Genomic DNA, 19639 nt, shown 5'->3' on the forward strand with positions numbered 1-19639 from the left:
GAGGCGGACGGGCTGGCCGTGCGCGTCCGCCGCTGGTGGGACCCGTCCCCGGCGCTCGGCGTGATGCAGCCCGCCGCGCTGGCCCGCGGCGTCCGCGCGCTGGAGGACGAGCTGACCGCGGCCGGCGCGCTCACCGCCGCCGGACCGGCGGGCGGCGGCCTGGCCGGGCACCCTGACCCGGGCGGTCTCGCCGCCGCCTGCGCGGCCGGCGACCTCGCGGGCGCCGTGGAGGCGGCCGAGCGGATCGTGGGCCTCGGGCCGGGGCTGACGCCGTCCGGCGACGACATCCTGTGCGGCCTGCTGGTGTCGCTGCGGCTGCTCGGCGGCGCCGTCCGGCACGGCGACGCGGCGGTGCGGCTGGCCGACTGGCTCGGCGCCGCCGTCACGGCCGACGCCGGCACCCGGACGACGGCGCTGGCCGCGACCCTGCTGCACTGCGCGGCGGCGGGCGGCGCGGGCGCCGAGGTCGCGGCCGTGCTGCGCTTCGTCGCGGGCTGCGAACCGCCCGGCCGGACGGGGCAGGGCGCCGTCCGGCGGCTGCTGTCGGTCGGGCACACCTCGGGCACCGACCTCGCGCACGGCGTCCTCGCCGGCTGCCGCGCCGCCCTGGCCCTGACCGCGCCAGGTGTCCGTTCTGCTTCGAGGGTGACCGCATGAGCGCAGCGAACCGGGGGGTGTGGGGGGTCGCCCCCCACAGGAGGCACGCATGAGCGCAGCGAACCGGGGGGTGTGGGGGGTCGCCCCCCACAGGAGGCACGCATGAGCGATTGGGTCGAGGTCCGGCGGGGGGGCTACCACGATTCGGTCACGCTCATGCGGGTCAGCCGGCAGCTGGCGGAGCGGCCCGGCGTCACGGGGGCGATGGTGGCGATGGCCACCGGGCTGAACCGGGAGATGTTCGCGCGGATGGGGTTCGCCCTCCCGGACGGCGCGGGCCCCGACGACCTCGTCGTGGCGATCCGGGTGGACGGCGGCGGGCTCGACGAGGCGCGCGAGGCGGTCGACGGGCTGCTGCGCGGCGCGTCCCGCCCGCCGGCCGGCGGCGGGCCGCTCGGCGCGCCGGAGCCGCCGCGCACGACCCGGTCGGCGGCGGCGCGGGCGGACGCGACCGTCGCGCTGCTGTCGGTGCCGGGCCCGCACGTGTTCCCCGAGGCGATGGACGCGCTGGACGCCGGCCTCAACGTGATGATCTTCAGCGACAACGTGCCGCTCGGCCAGGAGATCGCGCTGAAGGAGGCGGCGGCGCGGCGCGGCCTGATCGTGATGGGCCCCGACTGCGGGACCGCGGTCGTCGGCGGCGCGGGCCTCGGGTTCGCGAACGCGGTCCGGCGGGGGCCGGTCGGCATCGTCGCGGCGTCCGGGACGGGCGCGCAGCAGCTGATGTGCCTGCTCGACGCGGCGGGCGCCGGGGTCAGCCACGTGCTGGGCGTCGGCGGGCGCGACCTGTCGCCGGAGGTGAGCGGCCGGTCGGCGCTGTCCGCGCTGGCCGCGCTGGACGCCGACCCGGGCACCGAGCTGATCGTGCTGGTGTCCAAGCCGCCGGCGCCGCAGGTGCTCGACCTGATCCGGGAGGCGGCCCGCCGGCTGGACACGCCGGTCGTGTTCGCGCTGCCGATGCCCGGCGAGGACGATCTGACGCGGGCGGCGGAGAAGGTGCTCACGGCGCTCGGGCGGACGGTCCCGGCGTGGCCGCGCTGGACGGCGGCGCGGCGTCCGGCCCCGGTGCCGGGGCGGGCGCTGCGCGGGCTGTTCGCGGGCGGCACGCTGCGGGACGAGGCCGAGGTGGTCGCACGGGACGTCCTCGGCTGGGACCTGGAGGCGCGCGGCCACCGTTTCACCGACTTCGGCGACGACGCCTACACGCGGGGCCGCGCGCACCCGATGATCGACCCGACGCTGCGGCTGGAGGCGCTGCGGGCGGAGGCCGCCGATCCGGGCTGCGGCGTCCTGCTCCTGGACGTGGTGCTCGGGCACGGCGCCGAGTCCGACCCGGCCGCCGCGCTCGCCCCGGCCGTCGCGGACGCGGTGCAGGACCGTCCGGACCTGGCCGTCGTCGTGTCGCTGTGCGGGACACCGGCCGACCCGCAGGACCGCGACCGGCAGGCGGCGGCGCTGTGCGAGGCGGGCGCCGACGTGTTCGGCTCCAACGCCCAGGCGACCCGGCACGCCCTGCGGATGGTGGAAGGGGATCCGGCATGACCGATCAGCGGCTCGGCGGGCTGCTGTCCCGCGAACCGAGGGTGGTCACCGCCGGGGTGGAGGTGCTGGCCGACGCCCTCGCCGACCAGGCCGTCCCGGTGGAGGCGGTCGACTGGCGGCCCCCGCCGGCCGGGACGGAGGCGGCGCTCGCGGCGGTCCTCGGCGATCCCGGCCACGCCGCCGCCAACGCCCGCGCCGTGCGGCGCATGCTGACCGCCCGCCCCCACCTGGTGGACGTCCGCCCGGCGCGGGACGTCCTCGGCCTGGAGCCCGGGACGTTCCTGCACGCGGGCCCGCCGCTGGAGTGGGACCGCGCGTCCGGCCCGATGCGGGGCGCGCTCATCGGCGCGATGCTCCTGGAGGGGCTCGCGGAGACGCCGCTCGGCGCCCGGCACGCGCTGGAGCGCGGCGCGGCGGTGCTCGAACCGTGCCACGGGCACCGCACGGTCGGGCCGATGGCGGGCGTCGTCAGCCCGTCCATGTGGATGTTCGTGGTGGAGGACGCCGAGCACGGCGGAACCTCGTACTGCTCCCTCAACGAGGGGCTCGGGAAGGTGCTCCGGTACGGGGCGTACGGGCCGGAGGTGATCGAGCGGCTGACGTGGATGGGCGAGGTGCTCGGCCCGGCGCTGCGGGCGGCGGTCCGGCGGCACGGCCCGCTCGACCTGATGTCGGTCATCGCGCAGGCGCTGCAGATGGGCGACGAACTGCACAACCGAAACCGGGCCGCGACGTCGCTGCTGCTGCGCGAACTCGCCCCCGACCTGGCCGCCGCCGAGGACGTCCCCCGGGACCAGGCCGCCGAGGCGCTGCGGTTCGCGGCGGGCAACGACCACTTCTTCCTGAACGCGGGCATGGCGGCGGCGAAGGCGTGCGCGGACGCGGCCCGGGACGTCCCGGGGTCGAGCCTCGTCGTGGCGATGGCCCGCAACGGGACCGACTTCGGCATCCAGGTGTCGGGCACGGGCGACCGCTGGTTCACCGGGCCCGCCGGCGTCCCGGACGGCCTCTACCTCGGCGGCTACGGCCCGGACGACGCCAACCCCGACATCGGCGACTCGGCGATCACCGAGACGGCCGGGACGGGCGGGTTCGCGCTCGCCGCCGCGCCCGCGATCGTCCGGTTCGTCGGCGGCGAGGTGCCGGACGCGGTCGCCGCGACGCAGCGCATGTACGAGATCACCCTCGCCGAGCACCCGGCCCTGCAGATCCCGCTGCTGTCGTTCCGGGGCACCCCGGTCGGCGTCGACGTGACCCGGGTCGTCCGCACCGGGATCCTGCCCGTCATCGACACCGGCATCGCGGGCCGCGAGGCGGGCACCGGCCAGGTCGGCGCCGGCCTCGTCGAACCCCCGGCGACCGTGTTCACCGACGCCTTGCACGCCCTCGCGGAGATCGCGTAGCGGTGCCGCCAGGGGGTAGCGTCCCGGACATGAGCGAGTCGATCACCGGGGAGCAGTACGCCCTGAGCGCCGGGCCCTACCAGGCCGTCGTCACCGAGTCGGGCGCGAGCCTGCGCGAGCTGACCCACGAGGGCCGGCCGCTGGTGCTGTCGCACGGCGCGGACGAGCCCGCCCCCGCCGCGTTCGGGCATCTGCTGATCCCGTGGCCGAACCGCGTCGACCGCGGCCGCTACTCCTACGGCGGCGCCGAGCACCAGCTGGACGTGTCCGAGCCCGCCCGCGACTGCGCGATCCACGGCCTCGTCCGGTGGGCGCCGTGGAGGGCCGCCGAGCACGAGCCGGACCGGGTGCGGCTCACCCACCGCCTGCTCGCGACGGGCGGCTACCCGTTCCGCCTCGACCTGGAGGCCGAGTACTCCCTCGACGCGTCCGAGGGCCTGCGGGTGCGGATGAGCGTCCGCAACCCCGGGTCGAGGACGGCGCCCTACGGGCACGGCGCGCACCCGTACCTGACGGTCGGGGAGCCCATCGACGCCTGCACGGTCCATCTGCTCGCCGACCGGTACGTCCCGGTGAACGACCGGATGATCCCGTCCGGGCCGTCCGAGGACGTCACGGGCACCAAGTACGACCTGCGCACCGGCCCGCTGCTCAGCGACCGGCAGATCGACAACGCGTTCGCCGACCTGAACCGCGACGGCGACGGCCGCGTCTGGGTGGTCCTGTCCGGCGGCGGCCGGACGGTCCGCCTCTGGGCCGACGAGGCGCACCCGTGGATGGAGATCTACACCGCCGACGCCACGCCCGTCCCGCGCGAGGGGCTGGGCGTCGAGCCGATGACCTGCCCGCCGAACGCCTTCGGCTCCGGGGAGGGCCTCGTCCATCTGGAACCCGGCGCCGAGTTCACCGGGACGTGGGGCATCATCGCGGGCGCCTGATCCGGTCGGCCCGGATCGGTTCCCCGACGGGCGGCGGTTGGGGGATCATTGCCGGGTGAACCTCAGTGTGTCCTCGTTCGACGACCTGTCCGCGCGCATCGCCGCCGCCCGTGACGCGCACGGCGAGCGCTTCCCCGGCGGCGCGGAGGGCCGGCAGCCGGTGCACACCGTGTACGTGCCCGCCGACCGGTTCTCCCGCTCGACGCCCGCCGAGTTCGGGGCCGAGGCGCTGCGGCTGCTGAACACCCACACGCCGGGCGCGGGGTCGTTCGGCGCCGCGTTCGGGCTCGACCCGGAGCTGGCCGAGCCGGTGCGCGCGCGGGTCGCGGCCAAGCTCGCGAACGAGCCGGTCGAGGACGTCCGGATCGACTTCGAGGACGGCTACGGCGTGCGCGGCGACGCCGAGGAGGACGCGCACGCCGAGCAGGTCGTCGAGGCCGTCGCCGCCGCCTACCAGGTCAAGGGCCTCCCCCACTACTGGGGGCTGCGGGTGAAGTCGTTCGCCGACGGCGGGCACGAGCGCGCGATGCGGACCCTCGACGGGTTCCTGACCGCGCTCCGCGACCGGCTCGGGCGGCTGCCCGGCGGGTTCACGATCACCTTCCCGAAGGTGGTGACGGTCGAGCACGTCCGGCTGTTCACCGAGTTCCTGGACCGGCTGGAGACCTCGCTCGGGCTGCCGCAGGGCATCCTGCGGTTCGAGATCCAGATCGAGACGCCGCAGTCGCTGATCGACCACGCCGAGCAGCGGGTCGGGCTCGGCCCGCTGGTGGACGCCGCGCAGGGCCGGATCACCGCCGCCCACTTCGGCGTGTTCGACTACACCGCCGCGTTGGGGCTGCCGCCGCACGAGCAGCGGCTCGACCATCCGGCGTGCGACTTCGCCCGGCACCTCATGCAGGTGTCCCTCGCCGGGACCGGCGTTCGGCTGTCGGACGGCTCCACCAACGTCATCCCGCGCAACGACGGCCCCGACGAGGTCAACGCGGCGTGGGCGGTGCACGCGGCGCACGTCCGCCACTCCCTCGCGCACGGCTTCTACCAGGGCTGGGACCTGCACCCCGCGCACCTGCCGAGCCGGTACGCGGCCGTGTACGCGTTCCATCTGACCGGCGTCGACGAGGTCATCGGGCGGGTCCGCGCGTGGCACGAGCAGGCGGCGGGCGACGCGAGCGGTTTCCTCGACGAGCCCGCCACCATCAAGGCGCTCACGGCCCGGCTCCGCCGCGCGGTCGACTGCGGCGCCCTGGACGAGAGCGTCCTGCCCGCGTCCTAACCCTTCCGCCACAGCGGGACGACCACGTCGAGGACGGCGCCGAGCTGCTCCTCCTCGTAGGCGAAGTGCGCGTCGAGTTCGGCGGTCATCCGGTCGAGTTCGGTGCGGACGGCGTCCGGGTCGCGTGAGCCGGCGTCGTCCAGCATGGCCTGGAGCCCGCGCCTGTTCTCGGTGACGGCGGCGTGCTCGCGGCGCAGCCGGCCGATGACCGGGGCGAGGCCGGGGAACTGCGCCTCAAGGCGGGGGAAGGCGCGCCCCTCCTCGTTGTCGTGGTGCTCGCCGAGGACGCCGCAGACGGAGACGCAGTGCTCACGGAGCTGCCGGGCCAGGTCGGGGACGTCGCGGGTCCCCTTGGAGAGGGCGTCGACGTCGGCGCGGAGGTCCGCGAGCCGCGCCCGCAGGTCGTCGTGGATCCGGGCGAGCTGGGTGCCCACGGCGCGTCCGACGCGGTGGACGGCGACGACCGGGATGACCCGTTCGGTCTGCCGCTGGTACTCGGCGAACACGGGGACGAGCTCGCTGCGCAGCGCGTACAGCCGGTCGCGTTCCTCGCCCTCGACGGGGATCGCGACGCCGTCGAAGGTCTCGGTCCCGGCCTCGACGGTGACGCGGGGGTCGGCGCGGATGTTGTGGTACCACGCCGGGTGGTGCGGGCCGCCGGCGTTGGACGCGAACACGAGCAGCCGGTCGCCGTCCGCCATGGAGCCGAGCGGTGTGGTGTGCGGCGCGCCGGACTTCCTGCCCGTGCTGGTGAGGAGGAGCAGGTCCGCACCCTCGAAGCGGCCGCCGACCCGGCCGCCGTTCGCCCGGAACTCCTCGATGACCTGCCGGTTCCAGTCGCTCATCGCAGCGCTCTCCTATCCTGGAGTCGAACGGATCATTTTACTTTGCAAGCAAAGCTATTTTGGAAGCAGAGGCAATGTCAACGGACGAGAGCTCCGGGCCGGACGTCGACGACGGCATCCGGACGATGCTGCTGCTGATGCCGCGGCTGGTCTCCGCCGCCAAGAAGATCAAGGTGCCGGCCGAGCTGGCGTCCTTCGACCTCGCGCCGCGGCACCTGTCGCTGCTGGCCTACCTGCTGTTCGACGGGCCGATGACCGTGAACGCGCTCGCCGGGCGGCTGGAGGTCGCCCCCGCCACGGTCAGCCTGATGGTCGGCGACCTCAGCCGGCAGGGCATCCTCGAACGCCGCGAGGACCCGGACGACCGGCGCCGCACGATCGTCAGCGTCGCGGACGCGCACCTGCCCGCGATCAACGGCTGGCTCGGCCAGGGCGCGGGCGCCTGGCGCGCCGCCCTGGAACCCCTCGCGCCGGAGCAGCGCAGGATGTTCATCGACACGCTGCTCGCCTACGAGCGCGCCGTCACCGAGGCTCGCGGCGGTTGAAGGCGTCCAGGTCGCCGGGGGTGTCGATGTCGTCCGGTGCGGCGACGTCGTCGCACGGGACCGGTGTGATCAGGTCGGGGTGGGCGCGCAGGTAGCCGCGTGCTCCCCGGTCGCCGGTCGCGGCCTCGGCGACGCCCGCGAAGTGCTCGGCGCGCAGGAGGACGGGGTTGCGGCGCGCTCCCCCGTAGGTGGCGACGGCGATGCCCGCGCCCGCCCCGTAGGCGGCGATCAGGCGCGCCACCGCGGCCGGGGTGACGAGCGGCTGGTCGACGAGGGCGATCACCACGGCGGGGCAGGCGGGCGGCAGCGCGGCCAGGCCGGCGCGCAGCGAGGAGCCCATGCCGTCCCGCCAGCGGGGGTTCGGGACGACGACGGCGCCGATGACCTCGATCTGCGCGGCGCCCGCCACCACCAGGACCGGCGAGCAGCCGCCGTCCCGCAGGGTCGCGACGCCCCGGTCGACGAGGCGTTCACCGTCCAGCTCCAGGGTCGCCTTCGGGCGCCCGAGCCGGCTGCCCTCGCCCGCCGCGAGCAGCAGGCCGGCCGGGGCCACCGCACCGTGCAACGTCATCCCGCGAGGGTAGTGCGGCCGGGCGCCCAGGCGTGGAAGGTCAGGGCGCTTCGGCGTGGATCCTGCCGCTGGTGTCGGTGAGCGGGCGCCCCGAGCCGCCCCAGCGGAGCTGCACGAGCTCCGCCGCGATCGACACCGCGGTCTCCTCCGGCGTCCGGGCGCCGAGGTCGAGGCCGATCGGGGAGCGCAGCCGGTCCAGCTCGGCGGCGGTCAGGCCCGCCTCGCGCAGCCGGGCGAGGCGGTCGTCGTGGGTGCGGCGCGACCCCATGGCGCCGATGTAGCCGGCGTCGGTGCGCAGCGCCACCTCCAGCAGCGGCACGTCGAACTTCGGATCGTGGGTCAGCACGCAGATCGCGGTGCGCTCGTCGATGGCGCCGCGCTCCTCCTCCAGGAACTTGTGCGGCCACTTCACCACGACCTCGTCGGCCTCGGGGAACCGCTTCGGCGTCGCGAACACCGGCCGCGCGTCGCACACCGTCACGCGGTAGCCGAGGAACTTGCCGACGCGGGCGACGGCCGCGGCGAAGTCGATGGCGCCGAACACCAGCAGCTTCGGCGGCGGCGCGAACGAGTGGACGAAGACGGTCAGGTCGTCCAGCCGCCGCTCCCCTTCGGGCCCGTAGTGCCGCTGCCCGGTGATGCCCTGCGCGAGCATGCCGCGCGCGTCGTCGTCGACGGCGGCGTCGAGGCGCTCGGCGTGCGGCTCGCCCGGCGCGAGGGAACCGGAGGCGCGGTCGGCCCAGACCACGCGGCGGGCGCCGATCCTGCCGGGGCCGGCGATGACGGTGGCGACGGCGACCGGCTCGTGCCGCCCGATCGCGTCCGCGACCTCGGCGAACTCGGGGAACGTCGCGGGGCCGACCGGCTCCACCAGGACGTCCAGGATGCCGCCGCAGGTGAGGCCGACGGAGAACGCGTCGTCGTCGCTCACCCCGTACCGCTGGACGACCGGCTCGCCCGTCTCCAGCACCGACTGCGCCAGCTCGTAGACGGCGCCCTCCACGCAACCCCCCGACACGCTGCCCGACACCTCGCCGCCGGCCGACACCGCCATCGCCGCGCCCGGCGGCCGCGGCGCGCTGCGGAAGGTGTGCACGACGGTCGCGAGCCCGAAGGTCTCCCCCGACGCGTACCAGCCGGCGATGTCGCCGAGGACGTCACGCATGAGCGCTCCCCTTTCCAGCGGTGCCCGCGACGATGCGGGCCAGCTCCTCCAGTGCCGCGAGGCTGTGGCCGGAGGTGAAGTCGTCGACGTGCGGCAGCGCCGCCGCCATCCCGGCGGTGAGCGGCTCGTAGCCGGGCCGCGCCTTGTGCGGGTTCGCCCACACGACCCGGTGCGCGAGCCGGTGCAGCCGCGCCATCTGCTCGCCGAGCAGGGCCGCGTCGCCGCGCTCCCAGCCGTCCGAGGCGATCACGACGATCGCGCCGCGGGCGAGGCCGCGCTGCCCGAACCGGTCGAGGAACTCCTTCAGCTCCTCGCCGAGGCGGGTGCCGCCGCTCCAGTCGGGGATGGCGGCGGTCGCCGCGGCCATCGCCGCGTCCGGGTCGCGGTGCCGCAGCTCGCGGGTGAGGCGGGTGAGGCGCGTCCCGGCGCTGAAGACCTCCACGTCGCGCCCGCCGGACCGGGCGGCGGCGTGCGCGAACCGCAGCAGCGCGTCGGCGTACGGGCTCATCGACCCGCTGACGTCCACGATCAGGACGGCGCGGCGGGGACGGGTGCGGTGCGCGCGGTGCCGCAGCAGGGACATCTCGCCGCCGCGCCGCAGCGTCTCGCGGACCGTCCGGGCGGGGTCGAGCCGGCCCGCGGGCGCCGGCGTGAACCGGCGCGACCGGCGCTGCTCGGCGCTCGCGTCGAGCACGGCGATCAGCCGGGCGACCTCGGCGCGCTCGGCGGCGGTCAGCCGCGCCAGGTCGCGGTCGCGCAGCACCTCCACCTCGCTGGCGGTGGCCGCCTTCAGCTCCCCGGCCTCCTCGCTCCCGGCCTGCGCGCCCGGGTCGGGCATGGTGATCCGGCGGACGACGACGGGCGGCGGCCGGCGCCCCGTCCGCGCGGTCGCGCCGGAGAAGTACGCGGCGAAGCACCGGTCATAGCGGGCGAGGTCGTCGGGGTCGGCGCACAGCGTCAGCCGCCCGGCCCAGTACACGTCGTTCGGGTCGAGGACGTCGAGGTGGTCGAGCGCCGCCAGCAGCGCCTGGACGCGTTCGGGATCGGCGGCGCCGCCAGCCGCGCGCAGCGTCCGGGCGAACCCGACCATCGTCTCGGTGACGTCCCGCTCCACCGCTCATCCCCCGTTGAGCAGGGCTTCCAGCCCGGCGCCGAGGACGCGCTGCTGGTCCTCGCGGTACTTGAGCACGGCGCCGAGCGTCAGCGCGGCGGCCGCCGGGTCGAGCTCGCGGAGGCCGAGGGCGACCAGCGCCTCCGTCCAGTCGAGGGTCTCGGCGACGCCGGGCGGCTTCAGCAGGTCGGTCTCACGCATCCGCTGCGCGGCGCGGGCGACCTGCCCGGCGAGCCGCTCGGCCGCGCCGGGCAGCCGCCGCCGGATGATCGCGACCTCCCGGTCGAACGACGGGTGCTCCAGCCAGTGGTACAGGCAGCGCCGCTTGAGCGCGTCGTGGACCTCGCGGGTGCGGTTGGAGGTGACCACGACGACCGGCGGGCGCTCCGCCCGGATCGTGCCGAGCTCCGGCACGGTGATCGTGAAGTCGCTGAGGACCTCCAGCAGGAACGCCTCGAACTCGTCGTCGGCGCGGTCGAGCTCGTCCACCAGCAGGACGCTCGGCGAGGTCTCCAGCGCCTGGAGCAGCGGCCGGGCCAGCAGGAACCGCCGGTCGTACAGCTCGCCCTCCAGCCGGGACACGTCGTGCACGCCCGCCGCCTCGGCGGCCCGCAGGTGCAGCAGCTGGCGCGGGAAGTCCCAGTCGTAGAGGGCCTGGGACGCGTCGAGGCCCTCGTAGCACTGCAGCCGGATCAGCGGCGCGCCGAGCCCGCGCGCGAGCGTTTTGGCCAGCTCGGTCTTGCCGACGCCGGCCTCGCCCTCCAGGAACAGCGGCCTGCCCATGCGCAGCGCGAGGAAGCACGCCGTCGCGAGGCCTTCGTCGCACAGGTAGGCGTGCCGGCCGAGCAGGCCCGCGAGGTCCGCGGGCGATCCGAGCTGGTCCGTGGTCATCTCCGTGGTCATCGACGCCGTCTCCCCACGGCTTTGAGGCTACTCGGCGCGAGACGCAACTCACATGCCCCGGTCCCTTGCGTTTTCGCGGTCCTTCCGCCCGCTCCCGATTTTCTGATAAACCGGTAGGGAATGTTGGTCCCCTGGCCGCCGAGGAGCATCGGAGCATGCAGGTCTTACCCGCGCGGCCGTGGACATCCCGCCGCGCCGGCCGGACCCTGACTACGTGGAGAGGCGCGAGACCCCCGGCGGACGCCGGCGGGCGGCGGCCGGCTCCACCCGCCGCACCGCCGTCGGCCACCCGACCGGCGCCGCCGCACGGCGCCCGGTCAGCCGCTGGAAAGGACGATCATGGCATTGTGGAAGCCGGACCCGACCTTCTACGCGTCCCCGCGCGACGCGGCCTCCGCCCCGGCGGAGAGGCTCGCGTACGTGGCGGCGTTCGACCGCGCGGCGGAGAAGCCGGACGCGATCGCGGTCCTGGACGTGGATCCGGGCTCCGGCTCCTACGGCTCGGTGGTGGGGTGGACCGACCTCCCCTATCTCGGCGACGAACTGCACCACTTCGGGTGGAACGCGTGCAGCAGCGCCCTGTGCCCCGGCTCGCCGCACCCGCACGTCGAGCGCCGGTACCTGATCGTGCCGGGGCTGCGGTCGTCGCGGGTGTACGTGATCGACACCAAGGACGACCCGACCGCACCCGAGATCGTCAAGGTGCTGGAGCCGGACGAGCTGGCCAAGCGCGCCGGGTACTCGCGGCCGCACACCGTCCACTGCGGGCCCGAGGGCCTCTACCTGACGGCGCTCGGCGGGGCCGGCGGTGAGGACGGACCGGGCGGGATCGCGCTGCTCGACCACACCTCGTTCGACGTCCTCGGGCGCTGGGAGGTCGACCGGGGGCCGCAGTACCTCGCCTACGACGCGTGGTGGCACATCGCGCACGACGTCCTCATCACGTCCGAGTGGGGCACGCCCTCCATGGTGGAGGACGGCGTCGTCGGCGAACTCCTGCTAGGACGCAAGTACGGGCACTCGCTGAACTTCTTCGACCTGCGCAAGCGCAAGCACGTCCAGACCGTCGACCTCGGCGACGAGCACCAGATGGTCCTGGAACTGCGTCCCGCGCACGACCCGACCAAGCTGTACGGGTTCGCCGGCGTGGTCGTCAGCGTCGAGGACCTGTCGGCGTCCGTCTGGGTGTGGCACCGCGACGGCGACGCCTGGGCGGCGACGAAGGTCATCACCATTCCCGCCGAACCCGCCGACGCCTCCGCCCTGCCCCCGGTGATCCAGCCGTTCGGCGCGGTGCCGCCGCTCGTCACCGACATCGACCTGTCGGTGGACGACCAGTGGCTGTACGTGTCGTGCTGGGGCACCGGCGAACTGAAGCGCTACAACGTCAGCGACCCGTTCAACCCGGTCGAGGCAGGCTCGGTCCGCATCGGCGGCATCGTCAACAAGACGCCGCACCCCGCCGCGCCCGACCGCCCGCTCGCGGGCGGCCCGCAGATGGTGGAGATCAGCCGCGACGGGAAGCGCGTGTACGTCACCAACTCGCTCTACGGCTCCTGGGACGACCAGTTCTACCCGGACGGCGTCGGCGCGTGGATGGCGAAGCTCGACTCCACCCCCGACGCCTTCGCCTTCGACGAGCGCTTCTTCCCCAACGGCGACGCCTTCCGCGGCCGCCGCCCCCACCAGACCCGCCTCCAGGGCGGCGACGCCTCCTCTGACTCCTACTGCTACCCGTGAACGACGGGTCGCTCGCCGCCCTGGTGGCGCTCGGCGCGTTCCACGGTCTCAACCCCGCGATGGGGTGGCTGTTCGCGGTGGCCCGCGGTCTTCAGGAGCGCAGCAGGAAGCTCGTCCTGCAGTCGCTTCCGGCGATCGCCGCGGGCCATGCGGCGTCCGTCGGCGCCGTCGCGATCCTCATCGCGCTCACCCGCTCGGTGGTCGCGACGCAGGCGGTCGCGATCGGCGGCGGTGTCGTGCTCGTCGGGTTCGGCTTCTGGCACCTGCTGGCGCAGCGGCACTTCCGCTGGGTCGGCATGCGGATCTCGCTGTGGCAGCTCGCCGGCTGGTCGTTCCTGATGTCGTCGATGCACGGCGCCGGGCTGATGCTGCTGCCCGTGCTCACGGCCTCGGGGACGGCCCCGGCGCACCACGACCACGGGCTGGCGTCGTCGTCCGGCAGCGCCCTGTCGACCGGCGTCTTCGTCACCGCGGTGCACACCCTCGCGATGTTCGTCGTCGCGGGCGTCATCGCGGTGCTCGTCTACGAGATCGTCGGCCTGGCGATCCTGCGCCGCGCCTGGTTCAACCTCGACCGCGTCTGGGCCGTGGCCCTCATCGGCGCCGGCACCTTCACCCTCTTCACCGCCCTGTGACCACCACGGCGAGTCCGCGAAGCCGGTCGCCGCGGTTCCAGCGGCCCTCGCACACGACCGCGCTCCCGATCTTGGCAATCGCCTAGACCAGACACCCTCAGGCGGGGTCGGGGGCTTCGCCGCGGGCGTGCAGGAGGGTTTGGAGTTCGGCCAGCTGGCGGGCGGCGAGTGCCTTCTCGGCGCCGTTGATGCCCATGGCGCCGATGGAGGTGCCGTCCGACAGGTCGAGGGTGGGCCAGGGGTCGCCGACCGTCATGCTGACGTCCAGGATCTCCGGCCATTCGAGGCGGCGGGTCTTGAAGGCGTTCACGACGGTGACGCCGGACTCGTCGGCGGTGACGCGGCAGCGGGCGAGCATGTGCAGGATCCAGGCCACGGCCGCGCCGAAGCCGACCATCAGGACCCGGTCGAAGGTCTTGTACTGCTCCGGCACCACCACGGCGAGCGCGATCAGGCCGAGGACGACCACGCCCGCCGTGGTGTAGGCCACGATCCGGGTGGTGCGGGGGCGCCACACGGTCGGCAGGGCCGGTGTCTCAGCCAACGATCTTCGTGATGGGGATCTCGAGGATGTCGTGGGCGCCAGCCGCCTTCAGGGCCGGGATCAGCGTGTTGACACCGCGCTTGGCAACGACGGACTCGACGGCGTTCGACTCGCCGCCGGCGAGCGAGGTGACCGTCGGCGACGCCATCGCGGGCATGATGTCGAGGACCTTCTGCAGGTCGCCCTGCGCGACGTTCAGCTTCAGCAGCACCTTGCCGCGGGCGCGGATCACGCCCTGCAGCAGGAGGGAGATGTCCTCCATCGCGGCGCGCTTGTCGGCGTTCTCGTAGGCGTCGCGGTTCGCGACCAGCTCGGTGTAGCTGGTCAGGAGCGTGTCGAGGATGCGCAGGCCGTTCTTGCGCAGCGACGAGCCGGTCTCGGTGAGGTCGACGATCGCGTCCACGATGTCGGGCACCTTCGCCTCGGTCGCGCCGTAGGACGGGACGACCGTGGCCTTCACGCCGTGCTGGTCGAGGAACCGCTTGGTCAGCGCCGGGAACTCGGTGGAGATCCGGACGCCCTCCGGCAGGTCGGCCACCGACTGCCACGGCGCGCCGTCCGGCACCGCCATGATCACGCGGACCGGGTTGGCGGTCGCCTTGGAGTACTTCAGCTCGCCGAGGCTGACGACGTCGGCGTCGGTCTCGGTGATCCAGTCGCGGCCGGTGATGCCGAGGTCGAACAGCCCCTGCTCCAGGTAGGTCGGGATCTCCTGCGGGCGCAGGACCCGGACCCGGTCGATGCGCGGGTCGTCGATGGAGGCGCGGTAGTCGCGGTCCGACGAGCGCTGGACGGTGAGGTCGGCGGCGTCGAACAGCTGCATGGTCGCCTTCTCCAGCGACCCCTTGGGCAGGACGAGTGACAGCACGGATTTGCCTTTCGATGAGGATGCGTACGGGATACCGGGTGGTTCAGGAGCTCCGATGCTCCGGGCCGTGCCCGGCGTGACCGTGATGCCGCAGACCTCGCAGGGTCAGTGCCGTGTCGAGTGCGGCCACAGTCGCCTCCCATCCCTTGTCCTCGGAGCTGCCCGGCAGCCCGCTGCGTTCCAGTGCCTGCTCAATGGTGTCACATGTGAGGACCCCGTTGCCCACCGGAGTCGACTCGTCGAGCGCGACACGGGTCACACCCGTGGTCACGGAGTCGCAGACGTAGTCGAAATGGGCGGTGGCGCCCCGGATGACCGCGCCGAGGCAGACGACGGCGTCGAGGTCGCGGGCCATCTGCTGGGCGACCACGGACAGTTCGAGCGCGCCGGCGACGCGGGCCACGACGGGCTCGTCCACGCCGCACGCCTTCGCCGCGGCGAGCGCCCGGTCGAGCAGCCGGTCGGTGATGTGGCCGTGCCAGCGGGTGCAGACGATGCCGAGCGTCAGCCCGGCCGCGTCGACGGTGCTGTCCTCGGGGCGTCCCGCGCCGCTCATCAGAGTCCCTCGATCTGGTGTCCGAGACGGTCGCGCTTGACCGTCAGGTAGCGCCGGTTGTGCTGGGTGACGATGACCGGCATGGACTCGCGTCCGCGCACGTCCACGCCGAAGCCGTCCAGGCCCTTGAGCTTGTCCGGGTTGTTGGTGAGCACCCGCACCGACTGTACGCCCAGGTCACGCAGCATATGCGCGGCGTTGGAGTACTCGCGCGCGTCGGCGGGGAGCCCGAGCTCCAGGTTCGCGTCGACGGTGTCGGAGCCGTTGTCCTGGAGCGCGTACGCCCTCAGCTTGGCCAGCAGGCCGATGCCGCGTCCCTCGTGCCCGCGCAGGTAGAGGACGATGCCGCGGCCCTCCTGGGAGATGCGCTCCATGGCGGCGTCCAGCTGGGTGCCGCAGTCGCAGCGCTCGGAGTGCAGGACGTCGCCGGTGAGGCACTCCGAGTGCGCCCGGATCAGGACGTCGTCGCCGTCGCCGAGGTCGCCGAGCACCAGCGCGATGTGCTCGCCGCCGTCGATGGCGCTGGAGAACCCGACGGCGCGCCACATGCCGAACCGGTTGGGCAGCCGGGTCTCGACGACGCGGGTGACCATCTTCTCGGTGCGGCGGCGGTGTTCGGCGAGTTGTTCGATGGAGATCAGCTTGAGCCCGTGCTCCTTGGCGAAGATCTGGAGCTCGGGCAGGCGCGACATGGTGCCGTCCTCGTTCACCACTTCGGCGAGGACGCCGGCGGGCGCGAGGCCGGCGAGCCGGGCGAGGTCGACGGCGGCCTCGGTGTGGCCGCGGCGGCGCAGGACGCCGCCCTCCCGGTAGCGGAGCGGGAAGATGTGGCCGGGCCGGACGAGGTCGCGGGGCTCGGACGCCGAGTCGCACAGCGTCCGGATCGTCCGCGCGCGGTCGGCGGCGGAGATGCCGGTGGTGACGCCGAGGCGGGCGTCCACGCTGACGGTGTAGGCGGTGCGCATCCGCTCGGTGTTCTGCGCGGTCATCAGCGGGATCTGCAGCCGGTCGAGGTCCTCGCCCTCCATCGGAACGCAGATCACGCCGCTGGTGTAGCGGATCGTGAACGTCAGCAGCTCGGGCGTCGCCTTGGACGCCGCGAAGATGATGTCGCCCTCGTTCTCGCGGTCCTCGTCGTCGACGACCACGACGGGACGTCCCGCCGCGATGTCCTCGATCGCCGCCTCGATGGAGTCGAAGATGCCGTTGCCGTCGTTGATGTCGTTGCCGCTCATGCGGTCACCGCCTTACCTGCCGTGGGGGTTTGCACGCCCCGGGACTCCCGGAGCCAGTTCCTGAACCCGGCCATCACCATCACGAAGAAGATCCCGTAGACCGCGCCGGAGACGTACAGCCCGGACTTGAGCGCCAGCGGCACCCCGACCAGGTCGACGAGCACCCACACGATCCAGAAGTCGACCAGCGCGCGGCTCTGCGCGAACGTCGCGACGGCGCTGCCGACGAAGATGTAGGCGTTCGCCCACGGCGACCAGGCGATCTGCAGCCAGTCGAGGTGGGTGAACAGCTGGGCGACCACGGCCGTGCCGGCGAGCAGCGCGCCGATCAGGACGGCGCGTTCCCTGAGGGTCGCCTGCCGGACGGCGAGGCCGCCGGTGTTCCGGCGTCCGCGCGTCCACATGACCCAGCCGTAGACGGCGAGGCCGCAGAAGAGCACTTGCTTGAGGGCGTTGCCCGGGACGTTCGCGTGCAGCGAGGCGGCGAGCAGCAGCAGTGCGCCGGCGAGCTGCACGGGCCACGTCCAGAGGGTCTTGCGCATGGCGAGCCAGACGACGGCGAGCGAGAGCACGTTGCCGACCAGGTCGGTCCACAGGATGTGCTCGCCGAAGACCTCGAAACCCGCGCCGAGCCAGCTCACGACCGGCCGCCCATCATGCGCTCGACGTACTTGGCGACGACGTCCACTTCGAGGTTCACGGGGTCGCCGGGCTGCTTGTGGCCGAGCGTGGTGAGGGCGAGCGTGGTCGGGATGAGCGCGACGCTGAACCGGTCGGTGCCGGCCTCCACCACCGTGAGGCTGATGCCGTCGATGGTGATCGAGCCCTTGTTCACCAGGTAGCGGCTCAGGTCGGGGGGCAGGGACACCGTGACGACGTCCCACCGCTCCCCCGGCTCGCGGGAGATGATCGCGCCGACGCCGTCGACGTGGCCCTGCACGAGGTGCCCGCCGAGCCGGTCGGACAGCCGGACGGGACGTTCCAGGTTGACCTTGGAGCCGGGTTCCAGCGCGCCGAGGCTCGATTTGTCGAGGGTCTCCTTGATGGCGTCGGCGGTGAAGACGCCGTCCTTGACGTCCACCACGGTGAGACAGACGCCGTTGACCGCGATCGACGCGCCGTGGACGGCGTCCTCGGTGACGAGCGGGCCTCGGATCGCGAGCGTGACCGAGTCCCCCTGGGGGTCGATCGCGACGATCTCGCCGAGCTCCTCGACGATGCCGGTGAACATCTCCCGGGCCTCCTAGTTCAGGGCTCCGGGGGACGTTCATACATCGTCGTACGCCTCTGGCCAGGGGCGTACCGCGCGCTGCCTCCCATCCGGACTTTCACCGTCGGTCCCGGAATCCCACCGGGTCAACCGGCCGATGGCTTCGGCCGGGTCGCGGACTGTCACCGCCGGTTCGGAATTTCACCGACCCCGGAGCACGCGTTCATGCTTTGCCAACCAGTGTGCCATGCATTCCATTCCGAGCCCCATGTGACCATCGCCACTGCCGCCTGCGGGGCGAACGTCCGACCCGTGCGCGGCAGGTCTTGCCGCGGGCCGGGAGGCGGGTGAAACTCGTTTGCGGAACGTACGCCGCGGACTCGGGAAGACCCATGGCCAAGCTGTCCCTGTCGCCCAAGATCCTCGACGTCCTCGACTTCGGGACTCCCTCGGCGGAACGCGACATCTCCCGCGGGCTGGAGAAGTACTTCGTGGAGTCGCCGGCGTACCAGCGCGTCCGGTCCGGGGCGAAAACGATCCTGATGGGCAACCGCGGGTCCGGGAAGAGCGCGATCTTCAAGGTGCTGGCCAGGCGGGAGCGCGCCGCCGGGAGCCACGTGATCGAGCTCTCCCCCGAGGACTACTCCTACGAGCTGCTCGGCTCGACGATGGAGGCCGAGCACGCCGGCTCGTGGGCGAAGACGGGCGCCTACGCCGCCGCCTGGAAGTACCTGATCTACGTCCTCGTCATGAAGGCCCTCGCCAGGAAGGGGATGCGGCTGACGAAGGGCGGCGGCCGGGAGATCCACCGGTACATCAGGGACAACCACGGCGCGCAGCAGCTCGGCACGCTGTCGCTGCTGGTGTCCTACCTCAAGCGGCTGGAGGCCATCAAGATCGGCCCGATCGAGGCCGGGGTGCGGACGCGGGAGCTGGACCGGCTGTACAAGCTGGAGGAGATCCACAACCTGCTGCCGGCGCTGCAGCGGGTGCTGGACGGCCAGCGGGTGGCGGTGGTCGTCGACGAGCTGGACCGCGGCTGGGACTCCTCCGAGGACGCCAAGGCGTTCGTGTCCGGGCTGTTCCAGGCGTGCGTGTCGATCAACGGGCTGCACCGGAACCTGCGCGTGTACGTGTCGCTGCGGCAGGAGCTGTACGACGACATCCCGGCCCTCTACGAGGACGCGCAGAAGCACCGCGACCTGCTGGAGAAGATCCACTGGTCGGAGGAGTCGCTGCTCGAACTGATCGCCAGGCGGATCCGGTACTCCGCCCGCGAGAAGGGCTTCGACATCGAGGCGCTCGAACGGGCCGGGGACAGCGCCTGCTGGTCGGCGGTGTTCTCCGCACCGCCGGGCCGGGAACGCGGCGCCTCGTTCGGCTACATGGTCGACCGGACGCTGTACCGGCCGAGGGAGCTCATCCAGTTCTGCTCGGAGGCCCTCGAACAGGCCAGGGGGCGCGTCTCGGCGCTGCCCGTCCCGTACGCGGCGATCGAGCGGTCCGAGTACGGCTACTCGGCGGAGCGGACCAAGGACATCGCCGCCGAGTACCGCTCCCAGTACCCGGGGCTGCTGAGCGTCTTCGAGGTGTTCCGCAGCCGCCCGCACACGATCGGCCGCGAGGAACTCGAACTGCTGTGCCTGGAACTGGCCTTCGGCGACCTCCCCACGCACGGCACGGAGTCGTGGCTGCCGCTGCGCGACCCCAACGACCTCATCGAGATCCTGTGGCGGTCCGGGCTGCTCACCGCCCAGCCCACCGGAGGCGGGCCGTTCCTGGGCAGCCACCAGGCGCAGCACCTCAACCTGGCGGCCGTCCAGCGCTTCCGCGTCCACGACATGTTCCGCGCCTCGCTCGGCCTCACGGCCGGGGACGCCTGATCCCGCACGGGC

At 73.5% G+C, this 19639-nt stretch carries 20 protein-coding genes and 1 riboswitch; of the genes, 9 read left to right on the plus strand and 11 right to left on the minus strand.

Annotated features, from left to right (window positions below):
- The 5 genes from E1284_RS15025 to E1284_RS15045 form a co-directional block, all read left to right on the plus strand.
- On the plus strand, window positions 1-657 hold a 657-nt coding region (locus E1284_RS15025), incomplete at its 5' end, for an oxamate carbamoyltransferase subunit AllH family protein (RefSeq protein WP_131939695.1).
- 102 nt (window positions 658-759) lie between these two features.
- Window positions 760-2199, plus strand: a complete 1440-nt coding sequence (locus E1284_RS15030) for an FdrA family protein (RefSeq protein ID WP_131939696.1) — start codon at window positions 760-762, stop codon at window positions 2197-2199.
- Complete coding sequence (locus E1284_RS15035; protein ID WP_131939697.1) at window positions 2196-3602, plus strand: YlbE family protein; 1407 nt, start codon at window positions 2196-2198, stop codon at window positions 3600-3602. The genes E1284_RS15030 and E1284_RS15035 overlap by 4 nt, the downstream gene beginning before the upstream one ends.
- A 29-nt stretch (window positions 3603-3631) precedes the next feature.
- Entirely contained in the window at window positions 3632-4540 is a 909-nt protein-coding gene (locus tag E1284_RS15040) for an aldose 1-epimerase family protein (protein WP_131939698.1), read from the plus strand.
- 55 nt (window positions 4541-4595) lie between these two features.
- Window positions 4596-5816 (plus strand): DUF6986 family protein, encoded by a 1221-nt coding sequence (locus E1284_RS15045; RefSeq protein ID WP_131939699.1) that lies wholly within the window; start codon window positions 4596-4598, stop codon window positions 5814-5816.
- On the opposite strand, the gene E1284_RS15050 is transcribed toward E1284_RS15045, so the two are convergent.
- Window positions 5813-6661, minus strand: a complete 849-nt coding sequence (locus tag E1284_RS15050) for a nitroreductase/quinone reductase family protein (RefSeq protein WP_131939700.1) — start codon at window positions 6659-6661, stop codon at window positions 5813-5815. The two genes, E1284_RS15045 and E1284_RS15050, sit on opposite strands and share 4 nt — an antisense overlap.
- Before the next feature lie 74 nt (window positions 6662-6735).
- Here E1284_RS15050 and E1284_RS15055 point away from each other — a divergent pair, with 74 nt between their 5' ends.
- Window positions 6736-7206: a MarR family winged helix-turn-helix transcriptional regulator gene (locus tag E1284_RS15055; protein ID WP_131939701.1), complete on the plus strand. Its 471-nt coding sequence runs from the start codon at window positions 6736-6738 to the stop codon at window positions 7204-7206.
- Here the strand turns inward: E1284_RS15055 and E1284_RS15060 are convergent.
- From E1284_RS15060 to E1284_RS15075, 4 genes are read right to left on the minus strand one after another with little or no spacing between them, the layout of a single operon-like run.
- Window positions 7184-7777 (minus strand): nucleotidyltransferase family protein, encoded by a 594-nt coding sequence (locus E1284_RS15060; RefSeq protein WP_131939702.1) that lies wholly within the window; start codon window positions 7775-7777, stop codon window positions 7184-7186. The genes E1284_RS15055 and E1284_RS15060 overlap by 23 nt on opposite strands.
- Before the next feature lie 40 nt (window positions 7778-7817).
- Window positions 7818-8942 carry an XdhC family protein gene (locus E1284_RS15065; protein ID WP_131939703.1) on the minus strand — a complete coding sequence of 375 codons (1125 nt, stop codon included), beginning with the start codon at window positions 8940-8942 and terminating at the stop codon, window positions 7818-7820.
- Window positions 8935-10056 carry a vWA domain-containing protein gene (locus E1284_RS15070; RefSeq protein WP_341770396.1) on the minus strand — a complete coding sequence of 374 codons (1122 nt, stop codon included), beginning with the start codon at window positions 10054-10056 and terminating at the stop codon, window positions 8935-8937. The genes E1284_RS15065 and E1284_RS15070 overlap by 8 nt, the downstream gene beginning before the upstream one ends.
- A gap of 3 nt (window positions 10057-10059) precedes the next feature.
- Window positions 10060-10956 carry an AAA family ATPase gene (locus E1284_RS15075; RefSeq protein ID WP_131939704.1) on the minus strand — a complete coding sequence of 299 codons (897 nt, stop codon included), beginning with the start codon at window positions 10954-10956 and terminating at the stop codon, window positions 10060-10062.
- 339 nt (window positions 10957-11295) lie between these two features.
- Between E1284_RS15075 and E1284_RS15080 the strand changes: the two genes are divergently transcribed.
- Window positions 11296-12696, plus strand: a complete 1401-nt coding sequence (locus E1284_RS15080; protein WP_131939705.1) for a selenium-binding protein SBP56-related protein — start codon at window positions 11296-11298, stop codon at window positions 12694-12696.
- Complete coding sequence (locus E1284_RS15085; protein WP_131939706.1) at window positions 12693-13331, plus strand: hypothetical protein; 639 nt, start codon at window positions 12693-12695, stop codon at window positions 13329-13331. Before E1284_RS15080 ends, E1284_RS15085 begins: the two co-directional genes overlap by 4 nt.
- Before the next feature lie 97 nt (window positions 13332-13428).
- Here the strand turns inward: E1284_RS15085 and E1284_RS15090 are convergent, their stop codons facing one another.
- From E1284_RS15090 to E1284_RS15115, 6 genes are read right to left on the minus strand one after another with little or no spacing between them, the layout of a single operon-like run.
- Entirely contained in the window at window positions 13429-13875 is a 447-nt protein-coding gene (locus E1284_RS15090; protein WP_243714487.1) for a PH domain-containing protein, read from the minus strand.
- Window positions 13868-14743: an ATP phosphoribosyltransferase gene (gene hisG, locus E1284_RS15095; RefSeq protein ID WP_131939707.1), complete on the minus strand. Its 876-nt coding sequence runs from the start codon at window positions 14741-14743 to the stop codon at window positions 13868-13870. Before hisG ends, E1284_RS15090 begins: the two co-directional genes overlap by 8 nt.
- 43 nt (window positions 14744-14786) lie before the next feature.
- Entirely contained in the window at window positions 14787-15299 is a 513-nt protein-coding gene (gene ribH / locus E1284_RS15100; RefSeq protein ID WP_131939708.1) for a 6,7-dimethyl-8-ribityllumazine synthase, read from the minus strand.
- On the minus strand, window positions 15299-16534 hold the full coding sequence (locus E1284_RS15105) for a bifunctional 3,4-dihydroxy-2-butanone-4-phosphate synthase/GTP cyclohydrolase II (protein ID WP_131939709.1): 1236 nt from the start codon (window positions 16532-16534) through the stop codon (window positions 15299-15301). Before E1284_RS15105 ends, ribH begins: the two co-directional genes overlap by 1 nt.
- Complete coding sequence (gene pnuC, locus E1284_RS15110; RefSeq protein WP_131939710.1) at window positions 16531-17175, minus strand: nicotinamide riboside transporter PnuC; 645 nt, start codon at window positions 17173-17175, stop codon at window positions 16531-16533. Before pnuC ends, E1284_RS15105 begins: the two co-directional genes overlap by 4 nt.
- Window positions 17172-17765 carry a riboflavin synthase gene (locus E1284_RS15115; protein ID WP_131939711.1) on the minus strand — a complete coding sequence of 198 codons (594 nt, stop codon included), beginning with the start codon at window positions 17763-17765 and terminating at the stop codon, window positions 17172-17174. Before E1284_RS15115 ends, pnuC begins: the two co-directional genes overlap by 4 nt.
- 71 nt (window positions 17766-17836) lie before the next feature.
- Window positions 17837-17967, minus strand: a riboswitch (FMN riboswitch).
- 169 nt (window positions 17968-18136) lie between these two features.
- On the opposite strand from E1284_RS15115, the gene E1284_RS15120 reads away from it, so the two are divergent.
- The gene (locus tag E1284_RS15120; RefSeq protein ID WP_207923762.1) at window positions 18137-19627 is read left to right on the plus strand and encodes a P-loop ATPase, Sll1717 family; all 1491 of its coding nucleotides are present in this window, start codon (window positions 18137-18139) and stop codon (window positions 19625-19627) included.
- Window positions 19628-19639: the final 12 nt, after the last annotated feature.

Origin of the sequence: Actinomadura bangladeshensis, assembly GCF_004348335.1 — a bacterium.
Lineage (GTDB): Bacteria > Actinomycetota > Actinomycetes > Streptosporangiales > Streptosporangiaceae > Spirillospora > Spirillospora bangladeshensis.

What these genes read in the sequence shown, in the direction of transcription:
- E1284_RS15055 (WP_131939701.1), top strand. Translation starts at nt 6,736, where the DNA reads ATGTCAACGGACGAGAGCTCCGGGCCGGACGTCGACGACGGCATCCGG.
- E1284_RS15065 (WP_131939703.1), bottom strand. Translation starts at nt 8,942, where the DNA reads ATGCGTGACGTCCTCGGCGACATCGCCGGCTGGTACGCGTCGGGGGAG.
- ribH (WP_131939708.1), bottom strand. Translation starts at nt 15,299, where the DNA reads ATGAGCGGCGCGGGACGCCCCGAGGACAGCACCGTCGACGCGGCCGGG.
- E1284_RS15120 (WP_207923762.1), top strand. Translation starts at nt 18,137, where the DNA reads ATGGCCAAGCTGTCCCTGTCGCCCAAGATCCTCGACGTCCTCGACTTC.
- E1284_RS15035 (WP_131939697.1), top strand. Translation starts at nt 2,196, where the DNA reads ATGACCGATCAGCGGCTCGGCGGGCTGCTGTCCCGCGAACCGAGGGTG.
- E1284_RS15075 (WP_131939704.1), bottom strand. Translation starts at nt 10,956, where the DNA reads ATGACCACGGAGATGACCACGGACCAGCTCGGATCGCCCGCGGACCTC.
- E1284_RS15115 (WP_131939711.1), bottom strand. Translation starts at nt 17,765, where the DNA reads ATGTTCACCGGCATCGTCGAGGAGCTCGGCGAGATCGTCGCGATCGAC.
- E1284_RS15040 (WP_131939698.1), top strand. Translation starts at nt 3,632, where the DNA reads ATGAGCGAGTCGATCACCGGGGAGCAGTACGCCCTGAGCGCCGGGCCC.
- E1284_RS15060 (WP_131939702.1), bottom strand. Translation starts at nt 7,777, where the DNA reads ATGACGTTGCACGGTGCGGTGGCCCCGGCCGGCCTGCTGCTCGCGGCG.
- E1284_RS15030 (WP_131939696.1), top strand. Translation starts at nt 760, where the DNA reads ATGAGCGATTGGGTCGAGGTCCGGCGGGGGGGCTACCACGATTCGGTC.
- E1284_RS15105 (WP_131939709.1), bottom strand. Translation starts at nt 16,534, where the DNA reads ATGAGCGGCAACGACATCAACGACGGCAACGGCATCTTCGACTCCATC.
- E1284_RS15050 (WP_131939700.1), bottom strand. Translation starts at nt 6,661, where the DNA reads ATGAGCGACTGGAACCGGCAGGTCATCGAGGAGTTCCGGGCGAACGGC.
- E1284_RS15080 (WP_131939705.1), top strand. Translation starts at nt 11,296, where the DNA reads ATGGCATTGTGGAAGCCGGACCCGACCTTCTACGCGTCCCCGCGCGAC.